Genomic DNA, 21,276 nt, shown 5'->3' on the forward strand with positions numbered 1-21,276 from the left:
ATGATGAATTTAACGCAAGTGGCTGATATTGAGTTACGCCCAACCAAAGGCAAAATTTACCCCAAAGGCACAATTACCATTCAAATATCGGCAACTCGTGGGCAAATTGTAATGCTTGATAAACCACGAGAAATAGAAAGCCATTATGCGGTAATTTTGCCCAAAATAAACGCTGATTATTTATATGCGGTAATACAAAAATTCTTTCCACGCTTTTTTAATCAGCGAGTACAAGGGCTAAATCTTAGGTCGGAAGAATTACAGTATTTTAATTTGCCAATTCACACTTGCAAAAATATACAAAAAAGAATTGGCGAGATTATAAAATTGTTCGGAGATGAATAATGAACTGGCATAAATACACCCTTAACGAATGGCTGGAACAGTTCGGAGCGTGGTGCTACAAACAGGGTAGGGTCATGCCAAGCCGCCTTGAAACGAACCAAATTTATCATCTCATGCAGTCAGTTCGCCCCACGCCAAAAACTGTCAGATATTGCTGCATCACAGACGATGAGGCGCTGGCGGTTAATCGTGTGTTGTGTGAGACAGCTGTTTTTATGCCTGATGGCGTTGAGCTTTTAGTGCTTAATAAGTGTGATGGTATGACCGTTCGGGCTATTGAGCAGGTAAAAGGGCAAAAATTTAATCACATTTTAAAGATGATTGATAATACAAGGCACTATTTGGCAGGTTATTTAGGATTACCCCCTTGACTGATTAATCAGAAAATGCTATATTTATGTTATGGTGGTCGTATTATATAGATGATACCATAACAATTTTCCCACAATAGTACGCCTTTGATGTGCATATTCAAAGAGCCGAGCTTTTGGGACTTTTAACCCCTTTTGCAGGCTTAGCAAAAGGGGTTTTTCGTTGGGCAAGGCGGTAAGTCCAAATGACTGCTATTAGCGATCCGTTACGCCCAACACTTTTTGCCCAAAAGGAGGGCTTATGGCAGCAAATAAGCCCAAAATGGGCAGACCAACGATTTACAGCGATGAACTCATCACAGAGTTTCTGTATCGCATTGCAAAGGGGCGTTCGGTGGCGAGCGTGTGCGGCGATGATGACATGCCGCACCGTGCCACGATTTATGAATGGCTTGCCCAAAATGGCGACTTTTCCGACAGATACGCGCGCGCAAGCGAACAAAGAGCCGACCATTATTTTGATGAAATGCTGGATATTGCAGACAAGGCATTGCCCGAAGAAGTGCAAAAAGCCAAATTGCAGATTGATACCCGTAAATGGGTGTTGGCACGCATGAACCCTAAGAAGTACAGCGACAAAGGGCAAGACGACAACACCGACAATGCCATTTCACTGATGGCAAAATTCATGAAAGAGCTGGGGGAAGATAAGGGGGAGTAATGTTCGACAAGCTAGCAGACCCCTTATACAGACTAAATAACCTGTACTACATCACAGATAAGACAGGTAAAAAAGTTAAATTTCGCATGACCGCCGAGCAGCTGGCGTATTGGCAAAACGAACACAGTCGCAACATCATTTTAAAGGCTCGTCAGCTCGGCTTTACCACGCAAGTGTGCATCATTCAGCTGGACAAGGCATTATTTGAAAGTGATAAATGCGCTTTGATTGCTCATACCTTGCACGATGCCAAAAGGCTTTTTCGGGAAAAGGTCAAATTCGCTTATGACAACCTGCCAGAACTCATCAGGCTTGCCAATCCTGTCAAGATTGAGACCAAAGAAGAGCTGGTATTTGACAACGGTGGTAGTGTTACTGTATCAACCAGCTTTCGTGGTGGTACGCTGCAACGCTTGCACATTTCTGAATTTGGTAAAATCTGTGCAAAATACCCCGATAAAGCCCGTGAGATTGTCACAGGTGCATTTGAAGCTGTACCATTAAACGGCAAAATTACCCTTGAGAGTACCGCAGAAGGTAGGCAGGGTTATTTTTTTGATTATTGCCAAACGGCTGAAAAATTAGCGAATAAAGATTTAACCGCCCAAGATTGGCGGTTTTTCTTTTTTGCATGGTGGCAAAACAAAGATTATCAGATGCCATCGGTAGAGCTACCAGAGCGTCTTGTAAGCTATTTTAGCGAGCTTAAAAGCAAACATGGTATTAGCACCACAGCCGAACAACAAGCGTGGTATTACGCCAAAGAGAAAACGCTTGGCGAGGACATGAAACGAGAATACCCGTCAATCCCAAGCGAAGCATTCGCCCAGTCTATTGAAGGGGCGTATTATGCCAAGCAATTGACTTGGCTGTATGCCAACAATCGCATTGGTGCATTGCCCGATAACAGCCATTTGCCTGTATCTACCTTTTGGGATTTGGGTGTGTCAGACAGCACGACGATTTGGTTTGTGCGAGCCGTGGGCGATGAATTTCATATCATTGATTATTATGAAAATAGCGGTGAAGGCTTGAATCATTATTTTAAAGTCTTAAAAGACAAGGGCTATCACTATGATAGGCACATCGCACCGCATGACATTGACAATAGGCAATTAGGGGCGAGTCGTGCTAAGAGCTTGCGTGAGCTTGCCTATGATGGCTATGAGATAGACGGTGCAATTTACAGCGTGCGTTTTGATGTTGTGCCACGCACCAGTAATGTCAATGAAGACATTGAAAAAGTACGGCAGATTTTGCCTAAGTGTGCGTTTGATGCCATCAAATGCGAACAAGGCATCAAGGCGCTTGAAAGCTATCGCAAAGAATGGAACGACAAATTGGGCGTATGGCGAGATAAGCCGTTACACGATTGGTCGTCGCACGGTGCGGACGCATTTCGTTATTTTGCTGTGTATCATAGCAAGCCTGTGATGGTGACTGATTTGAAAGTGAGTATGTACTAATGAACGCTGATTATATCTTACCCGAACTTGTTGCCATGTTACCCAAATGGCAACTGGTGGCGGATTGCTATGCAGGCGAGCAGGTGGTGAAAAGCCGTGGCGAGCTGTATTTGCCAAACCCCAGCCCACAAAGCGAGCCTGTCGCTGTAAAAGCCAAACGATACCAAGACTACCAAACAAGGGCAGTGTTTTATAACGCCACCCGTAAGACCGCCAAAGCATTGGCAGGCATGGCATTTGCCAAATACCCTTTGCTTGATTTGCCCAGTGCTTTGCAGGGCGTGGAGCGAGATGTGGACGGTGCAGGCACGGACCTAACCCAGCACGCACGCCGTGCCTTGACCATGCTACTAATTAAAGGGCGTGGTGGGCTGTTGGCTGATTTTCCGACATCAAACGGCGGCACAAAAAACGACACCAAGCATCTAAAACCTGTCATCAAATTATACGAGCCTGAGCAAATCATCAACTGGCGTGTAACGACTGTGAACGGACAAAAAAAACTCACGCTCGTTGTCATCCAAGAAAGCTATTTAAAGCAAGATGATGGCTTTCGTGCTGAATATGGCGAACAGCTTTTGGTGTTAAGACTTCTTGACGGTGTGGCGACAAGCCAAATCTGGCAAAAAGATGGGGTGAAGTTTGCGCCCATTGATGCGCCATCTGTCATCTTAAATCATCGCAAAAAAGCGATGGATACTTTGCCGTTTACTTTCATCGGTGCCGATGATAATGATGAAACGATAGACGATGCGCCGCTTTATGATTTGGCAATGCTAAACCTTGCCCATTTCCGTGACAGCGCTGATTATCAAGAATCCAACTTCATCGCAGGTCAGCCCACGCTATTCATCACAGGTGTAACCAATGAATGGTATCGTGATGTGCTACAGCCTAATGGCGGTGTGCATCTGGGGTCAAGGGTGGGGCAAATCCTAGGCGTGGGGGCAACCGCTCAACTATTGCAGGCAAGCACCAACAACGCCAACTTTGAAGCCATGCAGCACAAAGAGCAGCAGATGGTCGCCATCGGTGCAAGGCTCATTGGCAACAATGGCAATAAAACCGCCACCGAGGCAAATGCTGAGATTGCTGAGCAGACTTCCACCCTTGCTACATTGTGCAATAACTTATCAGACGCATATAGCCGCTGTTTTGGCTTTTTGGGTGAGTTTGTGGGCGCTGATGGCGTGCCTACTGTATCGTTTAACACCAACTTTGCGACCAATAAGATGACCGCCCAAGAGCGCACTCAGCTTATCAGTGAATGGCAAGCAGGGGCGATTACTTGGGGCGAGATGCGTGCTAAACTCGTGGAAGACGAGATTGCAACCATTGAAGATGATGATGAGGCACGGGGAATTATTGAGAGTGAATTACAAGGGTACGGCATAAATGAAGAGACTCATCAACCTTGAACGCCTAAAACAATCCTTGGTCAATGATTTTGGTAAAACCTTAAAGTCAGTAGATGAATACTTGCAAAAAGCGGTATTTAACCGTGAGGTAAAAAGCCTAAACAACCGTGAAATCAAGCAACTGACGACCAATGCTGATAAAGAATTGCAAGGGCTATTTACGGCATACATGGACGGCTTAAAGGCAAATTGGCGTGGGCTGTTTAGTCATCGCTACAAGGTGCAGAATGATGAGGCATACAGCGCCATCAGAAAAAGGCTAAATACGCCAAAATCATTGCTGGCGTATGCAGATAAAGCCTTTGCCAAGCCGCTGAATTTAACTGCCAATGTCGGTATAACCTTAGATGATTTAACCAAATCATTTGGCAAGACCGAAAGCGAGCGGATTATTCGTGCCATTCGCTTTGCTCATAGTGATGGATTGACGAATGATAAACTGGTGCAGATGATTCGTGGCAGCCGTGCTAGGCGTTATCAAGACGGCATATTAAATACCACAACCCGTAACGCCCAAACCATCGCACGCACAGGCACAGCCATTATGGCAAGTGAGGCACAGCAAGCCTTTATCCGTGATAATGCTGGCATCATCAAGGGCATTAAGGTGCTTGCCACGCTAGACAGACGCACAAGCCCCATTTGTCGGCATTTGGATGGTCAGTTTATGCCGATTGATAAGGCAAAATATCCACCTTATCACTTCAACTGTCGCTCAAGCTTTGAGATTGTTTATGACGGCTATACACCACCCAAACAGCGTGCAAGTGAGCATGGGGTGGTGGAAAATCAAAGCTATTATGAATGGTTAAAGCGTCAGGCGCCAGAGTATCAAGATGAAGTACTTGGCAAAACTCGGGGCAAGCTGTTTCGTGATGGCGGCATGAGTGTGGAAAAGTTTAAATCCTTGCAACTGGATAAAAACTTTACGCCTTTAACGCTGGATGAAATGGCAAGGCTTGAGCCTGTGGTGTTTGAAAAGGCGTTTGGTGCTGTGTTAAAATTAGACAATACAAAAGATAGAGTATTGTCTATGACACGCACCGATTGGGGGGATTTACCCAATACCATTATTGATAGAAAACTTGGCGATGCGACCAGTCATTTGCTTTATGAACAAGCCAAAGCTGGCGATGTGGTTAGTGCTTATAGGCTGGCACAAGATTTGGTCAGTGATGAGGCAGTTCAAAAATTAAAAGACCTAATTGGCAATAAAGTAGTTGTTTTTGCCCCTGTTCACGCCGAAGAAAGTACAGGACGAAATATGATACCTGTGGCTGTAGCAACGGTTTTGGCAAAGAAGATTGGTGGACAAGTGGATTTAAATGTTGTGCAAGCGGTCAAAGTCTCTCGCACAGGGGGCGATGGTTGGCACAGATTGGCGAATCCACCATTTTTTGACGGTAGCATACCAAAGGGTAATTATGTTATAATGGTCGATGATACTCAAACGCAAGGTGGCACACTTGCTTCATTTAAGGGACATATTGAACAAAGCGGTGCAACCGTGATTGGTGCATATGCCTTAACTGGCAAACAATATTCGGCACAGCTACGACTTGGTAGTGATACTTTAACCACTTTGAGAGAAAAATATGGCACACTTGAACCATTCTGGCAACAAACATTCGGCTACGACTTCTCAAAACTCACCGAGTGGGAAGCTAAATTCATCATCAATTCAGGTAAAAGCATTGACGAAGTCCGAGATAGAATCCTTGCGTCAAAGCAAAATTAACGCCTACAAGCAAATGATGGCGATGTAGTTCGCACTTTAACCTTTAATCTCAAAAACCCTTGCAAATTGCAAGGGTTTTTTTATTGTCCGCCGTTCGTAACGGCTAACGGAGAGCATAGTAATGACGACCGAAACCCAAGAAACCAAACAAGAAACCCAAGAAATTACCGCCGAACAATTCAGTGAATTGCAGGCAGAAGTTGAGCGCTTGCGTAAGCACAACGAGACTTTGTTATCAGAAAAGAAAACAGAGACCGAAAAGCGCAAAGCCGAACAAGCCGAAAAAGACCGCTTGGCTGAGGAGACCGCACGCAAAAAAGGCGACTTTGAGACTTTGGAGGCGCAATATCAAGACAAGATTGCCAAGCTTGAAAAACAGCTTGCTGACCAAGTCGCTGAGCGCAATCAAGATTTGATTAAATCGCAATCTTTAAAAATCGCAAGCCAATTATCCAGCAATCCGCACAATCAAGAGATTTTGCAGATGCTCATTGAAAAGCGCTTGGTGGCTGAAAATGGCGCGGTAAAAGTCACCGACGGCAACGGCAATGTCACCATTTCCACTTTGGACGATTTGGTAAAAGAGTTCAAAGATGGGGGCAAATATGACAGTCTGGTGGACGGTACAGGCGCCAGTGGCACAGGCAGTACAGGGCAAGCGGTGAAAACCGCCAAGGATTATACAGAAGCTGAGCGTGTCGCATTGGCTACCTCTAATCCAAATTTATTCAATCAATTATTTTCATAAGGATAACACATGGCTAAGCTTTTAGAAGTGTTTAACAAAAATGTGGTTTTGTCTTATCAAGACAAAGAAAACCTAGAAAAATCGGTGTTTTTTGACTCTGGCGCATTTGTCTCTGACAGCCGTTTGCGTCCGTTATTGACCAGTGGCTCAAAGACTTTTGAAGTGCCGTTCATTCATCCGATTGATGGCAATTTGGAGGCAAATTATTCCAACACCATCATGACAGACATTGCGATGCCACGCTCTATTGAAGCAAGTAAGTCAAAAGGGCGTTTGGCGTTTTTAAACGAAGGCTTTATTGAAAGCCGTTTGGAGACTTATTTATCAGGGCAATCACCGCTACAACACATTGCCCGTATGCTGGATAAATTTTGGCTGACGCAAATTGAAAATCGTGCGATTGCGACTTTGTTTGGCTTGTACAATCATGATGTCGCCAACGGCAAAAAGCTGATTACCGACATTTCAAAAACGACCGCTGATGATACCTCTGGCTTTGATGTCAATGCCTTTATTGATGCAGAAGGCACGATGAATGCAGCGCATCAAGGGCGTGGGGTCATCATTGTACACCCTTTGATTGCCACCAAAATGCGCAAACAAAAACTTGTGGAAAAAGTCACCACATCGGACAATCTAACGCCTGTGGAGACTTATAACGGTCGCACGGTCATTCAATCCACCAAAGGCACCATTTTGGGTACGGGCAAAAATGCCAAATATGTCAGCTATCTTTTGGGCGGTGGTGCGTTCGCCGCTGACATGGTCGCAGGCTATGACGACTTAGAAGTGGAACGCACGGCGAACACGGGCAACGGTGGCGGTCATACCACGCTTTGGACTCGCCGTCATGCGCTCATCCACCCACAAGGCTTTTCTTTCATCGCAGAGGACAGCGCACTGACAGGCGGCACGACCAATGAGGCGCCATCAGCAAGCTGGGCTGACCTTGCCAAAGCTGAAAACTGGCGCATGGACGCATCTGCTGACAGTGTGGCAGTGCGATTCTTAATCACCAATCTATAAGGAGTGAAACATGGCTAAACAACCTGACTACAAATACAGCTATCCTAGCGATAAAGCGTATTTTGACGATAAGACATCAACCGCTACCAAGCTTGTGCCATCTGACCCTGCCAAAACAGGCAAGGATTATGGCATTAAAGATGTGGAAAAGGTTAAAGAAGGCGCAGCAGGCTGATATTAGGCAAAATAAAATACCCAGTAACGGCAAATTACTGGGTATTTTTGCATTTCTTAATAAGAAACATCACAGGATATGGCATGAATTTTAACATAGATTTTGGGGAATGGGTAGATAGAATGCTAGAAAAATATGAAAAATCTACTAAGTCAAGATTTTTAATAAATTGGCTGGTTGTTTGTCTGACATTATTTGCTTTAGCCAGTTTTATCAATGCAATCAAATGGTGGTAACGATGATAACTTTGGAATCGGCAAGTCTAAGCCTACAGGCGCCTTTTGACAATGAGCGTGCTGTGATGTTGGCTAATGCTTGGCTAAAATCGCACAACTTGCCTGACTTTGACAAAGTGCCTGATGATGTCTTATTGGCAGGGGCGCTCATTGCTTTGGCGGTGGATAATGATGAGATGTATCAAGGGCGCTCTGAGGGCGTGGTCGTCTCAAAGTCTGTCAAGGCAGGCGAGGTGTCCACTTCTAAGACTTACGCAGGGGGTGCTGATGGGGTGCCAATTAGCGCAAATGAACAAATGGCGTTGGCGCTGATTGAACCTTATAAGCAAAAACTGGTGGCACAAGTCACCGTAGGGCGCTGCTGATGAGAAGTGAAATCACAAACGAAATCAAGCAAGCGTTTGATACCGACTTAAAAGATGCAGTGAAAGACTTCACCATCGTGCGTGAGAGCGTCGTAGATGACGATTGGGCAAGCAATGGGGCAACAGTAGCCAATACCATCATCACAAGCGGTAGGGGCGTTTTTATGGGCTATTCGTCGCATGAGATTGATGGTGAGACAATCAAGCGTGATGATGTCAAGCTAATTGCATTACAAGCTGAGACAGCCGAGATTAAGCTTAATGACAAGATTAATGGCATGGCTGTCATCAATATCACCAAAGACCCTGCTGATGTGGCGTGGTTTGTGCAATTAAGGGGAATTTGATGGGCATTACTTGGGATTTTGACCCTGGTCAAATCAAAGATGATATTGATAAAGAGATTAACAAGAAAATCAATGCGTTTTTGACGACTTGTTATAACAACTTGGTCGCTTTATCACCTGTTGATACTGGACGCTATCGCAATGCCCATCATTTTAGCCTAAATGCACCAAGCTATGCAGAGAGTGGGGCAACATCAATTCGTATTCCTGTGGGTGATTATCCGACGGTCTATTTACAAAACAACCTGTCGTACGCAAGTATTATTGAGCATGGTGGCTATCCAAACCCTGTCAAATATGGCACATGGCGCAAAGATAAAAAAATGTATGAAGTGCGCTCAGTGGGCGGATATAGCTATCAAGCACCACAAGGAGTTTATCAAGTAGCCTTTGAATCGGCATTAGCATCACTGGGATGATTAAGCAATGAACAGCGTAGATATTGAAAATAAAGTGCTTAAGCATTTAACCGCATGGGAGCACTTTGACAAAACAAGGTTTTTTCGCAGCAATCGTAAGTTTGAGCCGCCGAACAACGGTATCTGGCAGGTTGTCAGCATTGTTGGTGGTATCAACCGCATACAAAGCATGAGCGATAAACCTTGTATATTACAGCTTGGCACGGTGATTGTACAAGTCTTTGCACATATTGGACTTGGTACACAAGGCATCAAAATGCAGGCGGATAGCTTGGCAAACCATTTGGCTTGCTATACAGACGGTAAACTTGAGCTACTAGCGCCAAGCATCATCAATGCAGACGCCAGCAACGGCTTTTATCAAATCAATGTATCAGTCCCATATAGGTACTACTGATGTTAGACAGATTGTAGAAGCAACCATTATAGCTAACATTTAAGTTTTATTAACCACAAAAGCCTTGCATTTGCAGGGCTTTTTTTATTGGAGTAAATTTATGAGTCGTGGTTCAAAAATCCAAATCGCTTATGCGCCACAAACCACCGAAGAAGTGCCACAAACAGGTTGGAAAATCTTGCCTTATAAATCAAACGGTTTAACGGCAAGTTTTGAAAACACGGACAGCGAAACCATCACTGACAGCCGTATTCAGCAGGCAGGGTTGGTGACTAGCGGCAGTCTGTCGGGTGATATTGAAGTTGAATTTGCCAAAGATGCTTATGATGACTTCTTGTCAGCAGTGGCGTGTAACGAATGGGATGATAATACACTTACCTTTGGCGGTGATGTGGTCAAAAAATTTGCCGTAGAAGTAGCATTTAAAGATGTTGGGATTTTCCACTATTACGGTGGTACACGCATTAACACGCTTGAACTGGCATTGTCTGACAGTGGTTATGCTTCAGCCAAATTCGGCTTTATGGGTAGTGATTACAAAAACCAAAACGACACTGCTTATTCAAAATCACCGACCAATGCAGGCAAATTACAGCGTGTAACGGCGTTATCAGTAGAAGATATTCAGATTGATGGTGTAACAACTAAGGGTGTTGCTTGTGCGACTGAGTTTAGTTTTAAGATTGATAACAACATTCAAGAACAAAAATGCTTAGGCGGTGGGATTTTTGCTAAAAATCTGCTTGAGATGATGGCAAAAATGGAAGGTTCATTAACCCTAGCATACGGCAAAAAGGCACAAGAAATCATCAATAAGCAGATGACAGGTGCAACTGTCGCTATCGCCATCACCTTTAAATTCCCTGATGGCTCAAAATACACGCTGAATATTCCAAAGGCACAGGTTAATGGCGAAACGCCAAGCGGCGGTATGAACGACCTAATCACGCAGGCAGTCAATTACACTGTGGTTGAGCAAGCACCAACCATCACCAAAGCATAAAGGAGTAAAAGATGATTGTTAAAAAACGAGAAAAACAAACCATTGCCCAAACACCGTGCCAATGGGTGGATTATCGTGACGGTGTCAGTTTTGAGCTGTACGGTATGTCGCATCCGCTGTATGTACAAGCATATATCAAGCTTGGTATTCGTGAAGCGAAAGAAGATTTGCTGAATCTTAGTGAAGATGTCAATAGCATCGAGCAGTACGCACTAATCATCGGTCAATATCTGGTCAAAGACTGGGCAGGTATTAAAGATGAAGATGGCGAAGACTTGGCGTGCAACGCTGATCATTTTGTTGATTTGCTGACGGCTGAAGATGGCTTGATGGGTTGGATTTTGGATAAATCCCGTGAAATCCAAGAACAACACGCAAACAGTGTGGTGCAAGCCAAAAAAAAGCCGTCGAAAGGTGGCAATTCGAAAGGCTAGGTCTTACACCTTTTACGCTCTCGGTCATGCAGTATGTTGGCGTTGATGTACCGCATGAGCCTGAGACCAATATTGTGATTGATAACATTATTCACATTTTTTACCTTGCGTCACGCTCACGGCGATACATTGGCGGTATGGCTGTATCGCCACTGCCTTTGTCCGTGGCTGATATTAATGATGTGCTTATGGCTCATCACTGCTACACTGACCGTGAGACTTTGGATGCGTGTGTATTTGCGATAGATGATGCGTGGTTGCAAGAAAATCAAAAGTTGTAGAATGATGATATACAACACAAGGTGTTAGACTGGTACGAATGATACAAGCATAATAAGCAAAAATCCCCAGACTGTGGCGGTCTAGGGATTTTCTGTATTCAACCCTTAGAGCAGATAAGGATTAAATCATTGGAATATTTTAGCATAGTTGCAGGCTTGATGAAATACACAATTGAAAAATATGGGCTATGGCAAACAATCATAGCATTTTTATTGTTATTTAGCATACCAATATTTATTTACAAACTAGATGTCATCATTATGGCAGTCAAGGCATAAAAATAGCTTAACAAATTAGCAAAAATGTTGTAAAATAATAACTCCCCATAGTTAAACGGAGTTATTACCATGAAAAAACTTTTAATTGCAGGTGTATTCGGTCTATCATTGGTTGGCTGTGCAACCACAAGTGGCACAGTAAGCGAGCCAATGAACACCTATCAGCGCATTGTTGATGTGCCCAATGTCAAGCAAGATATGGTTTATGAGGGTTCAAGACAGTGGGTGGCAAAAAACTTTAAATCTGCCAACTCTGTAATTCAATACCAAGACAAAGAAACTGGTAGTGTGATTGGTAAAGGTAACATGAGTTACCCTTGCTCATTCTTAAGATGTTCAGGTGGTACAAGCCCAGTCTTGCAATTTACTTTCCAAGTGGATTCAAAGGATAACAGAGCTCGTGTTTCATTCTCTGATTTAACCATTCATACGCCATCAGCTGTATCACCAATTACTGGTATACGTTCGCCAGAGATGAATGAAAAAGTTATCAAAGAAAATGACAAGACGCAAACAAAAGCAATTTTGGATAAAGTGATTGATGACTTGGCTCAAGATATCGCATCACCAAGCGTTGGTTCAAAAGATTGGTAAATAATCTTATACAACTAAACAAAAACCCCACTTTACATAGTGGGGTTTTTATTGTATGATACACATAGAGCCTCGAAAACTCGTTGAAAGCGTTACCCACAAGCGACATCTGTGGTATTTTTATGTCTAAATCTAGACAATCTCTTTGCATAGCTCCTAAAAAGTTAATCCGAAATCTTTTGCGATTATGCCGAGAGGGTGGCGGTCATACAATACCGAAAGGAAAAGCCGCCCGCCGTACTTTCAGCGGTTTCGAGCCTCTTGGCACCCTATTTGGGTAACTTTAATCGAAAAAATTGAAAGGTGTCTTATGACAAATCAAATCCAAACCGTGAATTTTCACAACCAATCCCTAATCACTCTACAAAAAGACAATGTCGCTTATGTGGCAATGAAGCCCATTTGCGAAAATATCGGTCTTGATTGGGAGGCTCAACGCCAACGCATTAGCCGTGATGAAGTGCTAAATTCAGTTGCCTGTATGATAAAGGCAACTGGCACAGACAACAAAATTTACAAAATGCTATGCCTACCAATCCACTACTTAAACGGTTGGCTATTCGGTGTAGATACAAACCGTGTCAAAGCGGAAATCAAAGAAACGCTGATTACTTACAAAAAAGAATGCTATCAAGCGTTATTTGATTATTGGAAGAATGGCGTGGCGGTCAACCCACGAGCAACCAAAGACGAAAGAAAGCCACTGGTGCAAGCGGTAAATATGCTCGTTGCCGAGACAGGGGCGATTTATAGCAATGTGTGGAAAATGATACACCAACGCTTTGATGTGGGCTGTGTCGATGAGCTGACAGGTGAGCAGGTACATCAAGCGGTGGAGTATGTGCATAAACTCATGTTGCAGGCAGGAAGCAAGGTCAATGCCCCCTTTGTCCAAAACATCATCGCTGACACCGCTCATCAAAACCGCATGGCAAAAGATGAACTGGGGCAGATGATGGCACACTTTGGCAAAGCCTTAGACCATATCGCCGAACTCCAAAACCGTCTAAAACGCCAAGAAGTGCTGATAGACGGTGCAAAAAGACAGTTGGTTGCTTGATACTTGTTAAAAAAAACACCCTGCTCATCGGATGGTGGGCGGGGTATTGGTGTTTGTGAAAAATGACAAGATAAAATAAGCAAAAATCCCAAAGATTGCCGTCTTTGGGATTTTTATTACAACCCATTATAGGGGTTAAAGTAAATGGGATATGGCGATTTTATCAAATTTTTAACCTTTTGTCTAAAGGTATTTAATGATATGAAAACTTGCAGATTTTGGGCGATTTGGTTTTTAGGATTGTTATTGTGCTTGTCTGTATTTTTTACAGCAATTAAATGGTGGTAATTTCCGTCCGAAAGGGCGGTTTTTTTATGGGTGAAAATTATGTCAGCAGTAGAACGCAGAGTTGAGATTGTCGTAGGTGCAGCAAGTGCTGAACAACGCATCAAAGCACTAGTAAAGCAGTTTGCAAGCCTAAAAGGTGCGTCAAACAATGCCAGTGATGCCATTGACGATTTGGCGAAATCTGCAACCAATCTTGGCACATCCATTGATAAGAACGGTCGTTTGCGTGATGCCAATGGTCGATTTGTCAAAATGGGTCAAGATGCCAAGCAAGCAAGCCAAGGCGTGGATAAATTGGCACAATCCACACGCAAACTGGGTGATAGTGCTGATTACACAAATAAGCTTCTTGGCGGTCTAAAAGGCATGATGGCAGGCTATTTTAGCCTTGCAGGGCTTGGCAGTGTGTTAAAAACAGCTGATGCGATGCAGACGCAGAACGCCCAAATTAAGCAAGTTACTGAATCAACTGAGCAATACATCGCTGTCAAAAAACAGCTGTTTCAAATCGCTCAAAGTACACACCAAGACATTGAAGCAACAACAACAGCTTACACCAATAACGCTCGCTCACTTCAACATCTGGGCAAAAACCAAGCTGAAATCCTAAAATTTACAGAATCAGTGTCACTGGCGATGGCAGTGGGTGGTAAATCAGCCCAAGAGCAAGCATCGGCATTGGTGCAGCTAGGTCAAGCGATGCAATCGGGCGTATTGCAGGGTGATGAATTTCGCTCAATCGCCGAAAATGCACCCATTCTACTAGACTTGGTGGCACAATCCCTGAACAAAACCCGTGCAGAAGTTAAAGAGCTTGCCAGTGATGGCAAAATCAGTGCTGAAGTCATCTATAACGCCATGGCAGGAGCATCAGAAGAGCTAAAAGCCAAATATGCTGCTATGCCTGTGACGATGAATCAAGCCTTGACTACGGTGCAAAACCAGTACAAACGCTTGGTTGATGAGTTTATGAATGGCACGGGCGGACTGAGCGAAAAAATCGCCAGTGCTATCTTGTGGGTCAATGAGCATTTTAATTCAATCATTCCTACATTGGCAGGGCTGACCGCTATTTATGGTAGCTATCTGGTGATGAATTCAGCGTTTGTGGCTTCTATTCCTGCCAAAGTAGCAGGATTGGCGGCTAGTACGACAGCGTTTTATCAAGAGTCTGTGGCGATGAACGCCAATGCAGCTGCTAAGGCTCGTGCGGTGATGGCAAATGTCACACTGACTAATGCGGCATCAGCTATGGCAATCGGTGTATCTCGTGCAGGTATTGCAGTGATGAATGCGGCTAGATTTATTGACCGAAAAACTGCATCTGTGATGAATGCAAGCCGTTCACTAGCCACTTACTCAGCCAATCTGGTGCGAACAAATGGCGTACTGGGTGCGACACGACTAGCAGTAGCAGGCACGACAACAGCACTGGTTGCACAAGCCAGAGCTGTTGCGACATCTAATGCTGCAAAAGTGGCACTGACGGCAACGACACGCACCATGGCAGGCGTGATGACTACGGCAGGGCGGGCAATCGCTTCTGTGGGTGCTATCATCAAAGCGCATCCGATTATGATTTTGGCAGGCATCATCACGACGGTTATTACAGCCACGATGGGGCTAGAAGAAGCGATGAAAAGCTTTGGCGACGCAGTGACTATTGTGGGATATGGCATTCAAGATTTTGTCAAATGGTCGGTAGATGGCTTTACTAACAAAATGGGTAAAGCGATTGACTGGATGTCAAAATTTTTCAGCAAATCATCACAGGACGGCTCAAACAAAGCATCAGCAGCGTTTTTTGGGTTTTTTAAGACTCAAGAGGGTGGATTTGTAGGCTTATTGCGTGTCGTTGCTCGTTCATTTGATGGTATCACAACAGTTGCTAAGGCTGCCATGTTGTATGCAGGGTCGCAGGTAGAGGCAATCGGTGCAAGGTTTAAAAACGCCTACAACGCCATGGTACCTGAGTTTTTGGGCGGTGGTGGACCTGAGATTGCCGTCAACGCAATCAGTTTTGGCGATGCAATGGCACAATCTCGCTCAAACTATTTTGAAGGTTTGATGAATGGTTATGTCTCAAGATTGTCAGTTGCCAAAGAAGAAAAGGCAGCCGCTGCTAATATTGGTACACTAGGCTCAGTCGCTGGTACTGCTGCCACAAACCTAGGTAAGCTAGGCGAAGAGACGAAAAAGGCTAAGAAAGGTAGTAGTGATAAGTTAAACCCAAGCTTAAGCTCGCAAACGGGGCGTATGCACATGGTATTCACTGCCTTTAAAAACGCAGGGTTTAGTGATGAGCAGGCACGCCAATTGACCGCACAAGTTGGTCGGGAAAACGAGTACAATTCAAAATACTTGTTTGGCACTCATACTGATGCTAATAATGGCTTGACCAATATTGGTATGATTAGCTGGCAGGGTGGTCGTGGCACAAAACTACGACAAGAAATGCAACAGCAAGGCTTGATTAAAAATGGCAAAATGGTTCAAAGCCAAGAAGCGTTAGACTATCAGGCTAAATATCTTGCTAGAGAAATGGCAAATGAAAGAATCTATGAGCGCACGCGTCGTGACTTCATGCAAAATCCAAACCCAACTTATGAAAAGGGTATGGGTGCACTGAATGATAATTTCATTCGGTGGGATTCAGCAGGTAAAAAAATTAATGCTAGACCACATCATGAGAAACAACGCCGTTTTTATGATCAAATCAGCAATAGCACTAAAAATATGGTGCAAGAGGTTCAGGAGGATGTAAAAACCCAAGAGGAGCTACTAAAAGCCCAACAGGAATTAATCCTAAAATATTCTGACCATACCACTCGTCAATTAGCAGCATTGGCGGCAGAGAAAAAAGCTGTCAATGATGCGTTTGGGGAAAACAGCGAGGATGGTCGCAAGCTCAATGAGATTATTGAAACCAGATACAGACTGGCTGGCGAGCTTAGACAGCGTGAACAGTTGCTTGAAATGCAAGGCTATCAGATGTCTTCGCAAGACCGTATGGCATTAGAGCATGAAATCCATGACCTTAAAATTCAGCTGAGCGATGAGTATGGCGTCGCTGATAAAGAAATTTATCGAAAAGCAACTGCTCAAAAATATCAGCATGATTTGGAGATGTTTAAACGCCTACAACAACAAAAAATCCAAGAGCTTGAAAAACCCATCAAAGCAGCACTAGGGGAGCAAGAACACATCGCCATTGCACGCATGAACCAAAAAACCATGCGACCTGATGACTACCGACGATGGGAGCTATCACAAGAGATGGCAGGTTCTAAGCGAGCGGCGGACGATACTTATAGTAGCCAATTTCGTGAAATTTTCAAGCAGAATGATAGTGGGCAGTATGAGATTGAGAGTCAAGAAGAGCGACTTAGATTGTGGGAGGAAGCATACCGACTGCACAAAGAGACGATAGCCAATATTGATGCTGAATATGGCGAAAAATCCAAAACTTTGGAAAATGAGCTACTCTCTGCCAAGCTGGGTGCGTACGGTAGTGCGGCAGGGGCTTTGGCTGGTCTGTTTAAAGACATGAGCGGTGAGCAATCTCGTGCCTACCGTGCGATGTTTGCGGTGTCAAAAGCCTTTGCCATCGCAGATACTGGGATTAAGATGGGTAATGCAATAGCACAAGCATGGGCTGACCCATCAGCTGTAACCACTTGGCAGAAAATGGCAAATGTGGCGAAAGTAACCATACAGCAGGGGCATTTGGTATCCATGATTAACGCCATCAATCCCAAAGGCTTTAAAACTGGTGGTTATACTGGTAACGGCGGCATCAATGATGTTGCAGGCGTGGTACATGGCAAAGAGTATGTACTCAATGCCCGTGCCACAAAACGCATCGGCACAGGTACGCTTGATAAGCTTAATAATGGCGGTGATATTGGCGGCGGTGTCAATGTCATCATCAATAACTATTCTAGCGAAAAAGCCACCGCCCAACAAATGCCAAACGGCGATGTTTTGGTAACCATTGGCAAGATGATTGATGACAAAGTAGATGCAAAAGTCAATCAACGATTTATCCAAGCACGCCGTCAAGGCGGTGAATTATACGGCAGATAAACAAAAAACCCAACTGGTGCAAACAGTTGGGTTTTTCTATTTACCCCTTTAACCGTACTTAAAAGGATAATTTATGGTAAATTTTAACATAGAATTGGCAAAAATTGGAGAAATATCTATGCAAAATATCGTTGTAATAGGAATTTTTGCTATTGTATTGGTGTTGATTTGGCAATTTAGCGACATCTTAAATGCTGTGGTCAATTTTCTAAAATTTAGAGATGGCAAAAAATGAAAACATTCACATGGGACATCAGCCAAGACAGCACTGAGACCACCACAATCAACGCCAAAACAGTGGCATTCGGTGATGGCTACGAGCAGGCGGTATCATTTGGCATTAACCCAAACCGCAAAACATGGCAATGTAGCAAAACAGACACAAAAGCGGTGATTGATGAGATTTACCGCTTTTTAATTGGCACAAAGGGCGTGGAAGCCTTTAATTTTCAGCCCATCAAAAGCGAACCTATCATCAAAGTCCGATTAGATGGCGATGTAACACGCAATCAAGAAGGGGGTGATGCCTGGAAAATATCATTTGCCCTAAAACAAGTTTTTTAACCGCCCCAAATGGGGCTTTTTTAATGGAGAAACGCCATGAGCGAACAAAACTTAACCACCCTAAACCGCCTTGAAGCCAAGACCTTGCAAGATTTTATCTATCAGGTTGATAGCTGGCAAGCCCGTCACGGCGACAAAGCAAACACCATTGAAATCGTGTACTACCCAGAGGATGAAGGCTTTGAGGTGGCAAACGGCGAAGAAAACAACGGCATTTTGCGCCGCAATCGTGCCACCTTGTTTCGCACCGATATTTTGGCATGGGGCGCAAATCAGCTAAGAGGGCTTGAAGGCTGGAATAATGATAAGACCGTCACCGCTTTTACTTGCGTGTATAAAGATGGCGAATTTGGCATCAAAGTGGCGGTGCAGGATTCAATTGAAACAGAAACTGGTCACGGCGCTATTGAATTTGATGAGGGCTCTGGCGCAATCGGTGACTGATTATGAGTTTTAACAGCGATATTCAAAAAGACAGTGTGCAAGGCTTTATCACCTTGTACGAACTGGACGCACGCAAATTAGGCGGTGAGATTTACCGTTTTCATGGACACAATGACGGCGTTATCCGCTGGCAAGGGCAAGATTTTACCCCCATTGCCATCAAAGCAGATGGGCTAGAAGTCCGCTCGGACGGTAAAGCCTCCGCCCCAACGCTCACCATTCATAACGACATCGGCGGTGTATCACAAGCCTTACGGTTTTTGTGTTTACGCTATGGAGACTTTGCAGGGGCAAAACTCAAAGTCATCCATACCCTTGCCGAATATTTGGGCAGCACAGACGAGCAAAACTACCGCACCGCCATCTGGTACATCGAGCAAAAGACCAGTGAAACCAACGCAACCACCACCTTTGAGCTGTCAAACCCTGTGGACTTTGAGGGGTTAAAAATCCCTGTTCGTCAGATTACCAGCTATTGCCATTGGGCGGTGTGTGGGCGTTATCGGGGCGAAGAATGCGGTTATCTTGGTACGGCAAGATTTACCAATGACGGCAAGCCAACGGATAATCCAGAACTGGATAAATGCGGTGGTCGCTTGTCGGATTGCAAATTGCGGAACAATGAACAGCGATTTGGTGGGTTTCCTGCAAGTTCATTGGTGGGGTAAAAAATGAGACTAACAAAAAACCTAAAAAACCAAATCACCGCCCACGCTTGGGAAAATTACCCAAATGAGTGTTGTGGCGTGATTGTGGGCGGTCAATATCGCCCTTGCACCAATATTGCCCACGACCCTGCCAACGCCTTTGAAATTGACCCTGCTGAATGGGTGGCGTTGGCAGAATTGGGCGACATTGGGGCGATTGTTCATTCACACCCCAATGGCGAACCCTTGCCTAGTGAAGTGGACAAAGTGCAAATGGGGCTACACGATGTGGATTGGGTCATTGTTGGGCTTGGCATTAGTCCCACAGGGGCGGAATATTGCGACATCAAAAGTCACAAGCCCACCAATTACACCGCCCCACTTTTGGGGCGTGAGTATTATCACGGTACACAGGATTGCTATAGCTTGGTGTGTGATTATTATAGCCGAGAATTGGGGCTTGATTTGCCTGATTTTGCAAGGGTTGATGACTGGTGGGAAGATGAAAAGCACGAGCCACTTTATGAAAACAACTTTAAAAAAGCTGGCTTTGAAGTCGTGGACGACCTACAAAAGCACGATGTCATCTTGTGCCGTGTCGGTCGCACTCATCACATTAACCATGCCCTTGTTTTTGTTGGCGATGGCAAATTGCAATCAGAAAATACGCCCGATTGTGTGGGGGATTGCCTAGTTTTGCACCACCCACACGGCAGGCTAAGCGTGCGTGAAATCTATGGCGACAGTTGGCAAAAACGCACCGCCCTAATTGTACGGCATAAGGAGTTAATCAGTGAAAACCATTGAACTACACGGCATTCTCGCCAAAAAATTTGGCAGATTTTTTAAATTGGATGTCAAAACGGCAAAAGAAGCCTGTCATGCCATCGCCGTGCAAATCCCTGCATTTCAAAAATTTATGCTTGATGGTGAAAAATTGGGCTATCGCTTTGCCGTATTCAATGGCAAAAAACGCAATCAAAGCACCAACATCAGCGAAGACCAATTAGACGACATCACCACCGCCAACCACATTCATATCGTGCCAAAAGTGGTGGGCTCGGGCGGTAAGGCGATGGGGTGGCTGCAAGTCATTGCGGGGGCGGTGATGGTGGCGGTGGGGGTGTTTGTGCCTGGTATGCAAGCGTTAATCGGTGCGGGGGTTGGTTTGATGATTGGTGGCGTATCAAGCCTACTAATGCCCACGCCAAAACTAGACCCTGCCAATGAGGACGGCAATAAGCCAAACAACGGCTTTGGCGGTGCGGTGACGACCGTCGCACAGGGCAACCCCGTCCCCATTCTCTATGGCGAGCGAGAAGTGGGTGGATTTATTGTGTCGGCTGGGATTGATACTTAGCGGTGGGCAAGCACATACTCTAACAGCACTTGATTGATGCGTGTCTGATAGCCTTTGCCGTCTTTTTTAAAAAACTCCAAAATGACAGGGTCAAGGCGTAAGGTGGTGGCGGTTTTGGTTGGTTCTTTTTGTTTGCCACGAGTTTTTACCATGTTTAAAAAATCACTTGGTAAAACATCGCTGGCTGGCTTAAATTTGGCAAAATCCGCTTGGGTTAATTCTCTGACTTCGCCATGTTCGTCAATTAAAGGTCTGTTCATAATCTTTGATCTCTCGTTTGTTGGCTTTTCTAAAACTGATGACACGAATGCCATCACAAATCGGTGTAAAAACCAAAACATGAAGGCGGCTGCCTAAAAACCCCACGGCAATGTAGCGTGTTTCACCATAATCAAAACGCTCATCAACGGCAACTTTGGCGGTTAAAAATTCAAAATCAATCGCTTCATCAAAGCTAAGTCCACGCTCATCAATGTTTCTTTGGTTTTTAGCAGGGTCATAAGTAATTTTCATTGCTAACTTCT

28 protein-coding genes are annotated in these 21,276 nt (G+C 44.5%); 26 read left to right on the forward strand and 2 right to left on the reverse strand.

What is annotated here, in order from left to right:
- The 26 genes from LU290_RS03390 to LU290_RS03515 all read left to right on the forward strand — a co-directional run bounded on the left by LU290_RS03390 (position 1) and on the right by LU290_RS03515 (position 20,752).
- On the forward strand, positions 1 to 345 hold the full coding sequence (locus tag LU290_RS03390) for a restriction endonuclease subunit S (protein WP_277809154.1): 345 nt from the start codon (positions 1 to 3) through the stop codon (positions 343 to 345).
- Complete coding sequence (locus tag LU290_RS03395) at positions 345 to 716, forward strand: antiterminator Q family protein (protein WP_277809155.1); 372 nt, start codon at positions 345 to 347, stop codon at positions 714 to 716. The genes LU290_RS03390 and LU290_RS03395 overlap by 1 nt, the downstream gene beginning before the upstream one ends.
- 241 nt (positions 717 to 957) lie before the next feature.
- Positions 958 to 1,377, forward strand: a complete 420-nt coding sequence (locus LU290_RS03400) for a terminase small subunit-like protein (RefSeq protein ID WP_277809156.1) — start codon at positions 958 to 960, stop codon at positions 1,375 to 1,377.
- Entirely contained in the window at positions 1,377 to 2,843 is a 1,467-nt protein-coding gene (locus LU290_RS03405) for a terminase large subunit (protein ID WP_277809157.1), read from the forward strand. The genes LU290_RS03400 and LU290_RS03405 overlap by 1 nt, the downstream gene beginning before the upstream one ends.
- Positions 2,843 to 4,261 (forward strand): DUF4055 domain-containing protein, encoded by a 1,419-nt coding sequence (locus LU290_RS03410; RefSeq protein WP_277809158.1) that lies wholly within the window; start codon positions 2,843 to 2,845, stop codon positions 4,259 to 4,261. Before LU290_RS03405 ends, LU290_RS03410 begins: the two co-directional genes overlap by 1 nt.
- Positions 4,239 to 5,999: a minor capsid protein gene (locus tag LU290_RS03415; protein WP_277809159.1), complete on the forward strand. Its 1,761-nt coding sequence runs from the start codon at positions 4,239 to 4,241 to the stop codon at positions 5,997 to 5,999. The genes LU290_RS03410 and LU290_RS03415 overlap by 23 nt, the downstream gene beginning before the upstream one ends.
- 121 nt (positions 6,000 to 6,120) lie before the next feature.
- Positions 6,121 to 6,747, forward strand: a complete 627-nt coding sequence (locus LU290_RS03420; RefSeq protein ID WP_277809160.1) for a hypothetical protein — start codon at positions 6,121 to 6,123, stop codon at positions 6,745 to 6,747.
- Positions 6,748 to 6,756: 9 nt separating this feature from the next.
- Positions 6,757 to 7,773 carry a hypothetical protein gene (locus LU290_RS03425; RefSeq protein WP_277809161.1) on the forward strand — a complete coding sequence of 339 codons (1,017 nt, stop codon included), beginning with the start codon at positions 6,757 to 6,759 and terminating at the stop codon, positions 7,771 to 7,773.
- Positions 7,774 to 7,783: 10 nt separating this feature from the next.
- The gene (locus tag LU290_RS03430) at positions 7,784 to 7,948 is read left to right on the forward strand and encodes a hypothetical protein (protein ID WP_277809162.1); all 165 of its coding nucleotides are present in this window, start codon (positions 7,784 to 7,786) and stop codon (positions 7,946 to 7,948) included.
- 83 nt (positions 7,949 to 8,031) lie between these two features.
- Positions 8,032 to 8,184: a hypothetical protein gene (locus tag LU290_RS03435; protein WP_277809163.1), complete on the forward strand. Its 153-nt coding sequence runs from the start codon at positions 8,032 to 8,034 to the stop codon at positions 8,182 to 8,184.
- A gap of 2 nt (positions 8,185 to 8,186) precedes the next feature.
- The gene (locus LU290_RS03440; RefSeq protein WP_277809164.1) at positions 8,187 to 8,549 is read left to right on the forward strand and encodes a hypothetical protein; all 363 of its coding nucleotides are present in this window, start codon (positions 8,187 to 8,189) and stop codon (positions 8,547 to 8,549) included.
- Positions 8,549 to 8,896, forward strand: a complete 348-nt coding sequence (locus tag LU290_RS03445; RefSeq protein WP_277809165.1) for a glutamate 5-kinase — start codon at positions 8,549 to 8,551, stop codon at positions 8,894 to 8,896. Before LU290_RS03440 ends, LU290_RS03445 begins: the two co-directional genes overlap by 1 nt.
- Positions 8,896 to 9,315 carry an HK97 gp10 family phage protein gene (locus tag LU290_RS03450; protein WP_277809166.1) on the forward strand — a complete coding sequence of 140 codons (420 nt, stop codon included), beginning with the start codon at positions 8,896 to 8,898 and terminating at the stop codon, positions 9,313 to 9,315. Before LU290_RS03445 ends, LU290_RS03450 begins: the two co-directional genes overlap by 1 nt.
- A gap of 7 nt (positions 9,316 to 9,322) precedes the next feature.
- A complete protein-coding gene (locus LU290_RS03455) occupies positions 9,323 to 9,712 on the forward strand; it encodes a phage tail terminator-like protein (RefSeq protein ID WP_277809167.1) in 390 nt (129 codons plus the stop codon).
- 100 nt (positions 9,713 to 9,812) lie between these two features.
- Positions 9,813 to 10,715: a phage tail tube protein gene (locus LU290_RS03460; RefSeq protein ID WP_277809168.1), complete on the forward strand. Its 903-nt coding sequence runs from the start codon at positions 9,813 to 9,815 to the stop codon at positions 10,713 to 10,715.
- A gap of 11 nt (positions 10,716 to 10,726) precedes the next feature.
- Positions 10,727 to 11,149 carry a phage-derived protein YdaY family protein gene (locus LU290_RS03465; RefSeq protein ID WP_277809169.1) on the forward strand — a complete coding sequence of 141 codons (423 nt, stop codon included), beginning with the start codon at positions 10,727 to 10,729 and terminating at the stop codon, positions 11,147 to 11,149.
- A gap of 26 nt (positions 11,150 to 11,175) precedes the next feature.
- Complete coding sequence (locus LU290_RS03470; RefSeq protein WP_277809170.1) at positions 11,176 to 11,430, forward strand: hypothetical protein; 255 nt, start codon at positions 11,176 to 11,178, stop codon at positions 11,428 to 11,430.
- A gap of 348 nt (positions 11,431 to 11,778) precedes the next feature.
- The gene (locus tag LU290_RS03475) at positions 11,779 to 12,303 is read left to right on the forward strand and encodes a DUF4468 domain-containing protein (protein WP_277809171.1); all 525 of its coding nucleotides are present in this window, start codon (positions 11,779 to 11,781) and stop codon (positions 12,301 to 12,303) included.
- Between the two features lie 310 nt (positions 12,304 to 12,613).
- On the forward strand, positions 12,614 to 13,363 hold the full coding sequence (locus tag LU290_RS03480; RefSeq protein ID WP_277809172.1) for a phage antirepressor N-terminal domain-containing protein: 750 nt from the start codon (positions 12,614 to 12,616) through the stop codon (positions 13,361 to 13,363).
- A gap of 327 nt (positions 13,364 to 13,690) precedes the next feature.
- Complete coding sequence (locus LU290_RS03485; RefSeq protein ID WP_277809173.1) at positions 13,691 to 17,737, forward strand: tape measure protein; 4,047 nt, start codon at positions 13,691 to 13,693, stop codon at positions 17,735 to 17,737.
- 73 nt (positions 17,738 to 17,810) lie between these two features.
- A complete protein-coding gene (locus LU290_RS03490; RefSeq protein WP_277809174.1) occupies positions 17,811 to 17,972 on the forward strand; it encodes a hypothetical protein in 162 nt (53 codons plus the stop codon).
- Positions 17,969 to 18,301: a phage tail protein gene (locus LU290_RS03495; RefSeq protein ID WP_277809175.1), complete on the forward strand. Its 333-nt coding sequence runs from the start codon at positions 17,969 to 17,971 to the stop codon at positions 18,299 to 18,301. Before LU290_RS03490 ends, LU290_RS03495 begins: the two co-directional genes overlap by 4 nt.
- Positions 18,302 to 18,337: 36 nt before the next feature.
- Complete coding sequence (locus tag LU290_RS03500) at positions 18,338 to 18,745, forward strand: hypothetical protein (RefSeq protein WP_277809176.1); 408 nt, start codon at positions 18,338 to 18,340, stop codon at positions 18,743 to 18,745.
- A 2-nt stretch (positions 18,746 to 18,747) separates the two neighbouring features.
- Positions 18,748 to 19,413: a phage minor tail protein L gene (locus LU290_RS03505; RefSeq protein WP_277809177.1), complete on the forward strand. Its 666-nt coding sequence runs from the start codon at positions 18,748 to 18,750 to the stop codon at positions 19,411 to 19,413.
- A gap of 3 nt (positions 19,414 to 19,416) precedes the next feature.
- On the forward strand, positions 19,417 to 20,199 hold the full coding sequence (locus tag LU290_RS03510) for a C40 family peptidase (protein WP_277809178.1): 783 nt from the start codon (positions 19,417 to 19,419) through the stop codon (positions 20,197 to 20,199).
- On the forward strand, positions 20,186 to 20,752 hold the full coding sequence (locus LU290_RS03515; protein WP_277809179.1) for a tail assembly protein: 567 nt from the start codon (positions 20,186 to 20,188) through the stop codon (positions 20,750 to 20,752). The genes LU290_RS03510 and LU290_RS03515 overlap by 14 nt, the downstream gene beginning before the upstream one ends.
- On the opposite strand, the gene LU290_RS03520 is transcribed toward LU290_RS03515, so the two are convergent.
- Positions 20,749 to 21,012, reverse strand: a complete 264-nt coding sequence (locus LU290_RS03520) for a BrnA antitoxin family protein (protein WP_277809180.1) — start codon at positions 21,010 to 21,012, stop codon at positions 20,749 to 20,751. The two genes, LU290_RS03515 and LU290_RS03520, sit on opposite strands and share 4 nt — an antisense overlap.
- Positions 20,993 to 21,265: a BrnT family toxin gene (locus tag LU290_RS03525; protein ID WP_277809181.1), complete on the reverse strand. Its 273-nt coding sequence runs from the start codon at positions 21,263 to 21,265 to the stop codon at positions 20,993 to 20,995. Before LU290_RS03525 ends, LU290_RS03520 begins: the two co-directional genes overlap by 20 nt.
- Positions 21,266 to 21,276 lie beyond the last annotated feature (11 nt).

The organism is Moraxella nasibovis (genome assembly GCF_029581575.1).
In the GTDB taxonomy this organism is placed as follows: Bacteria; Pseudomonadota; Gammaproteobacteria; order Pseudomonadales; family Moraxellaceae; genus Moraxella; species Moraxella nasibovis.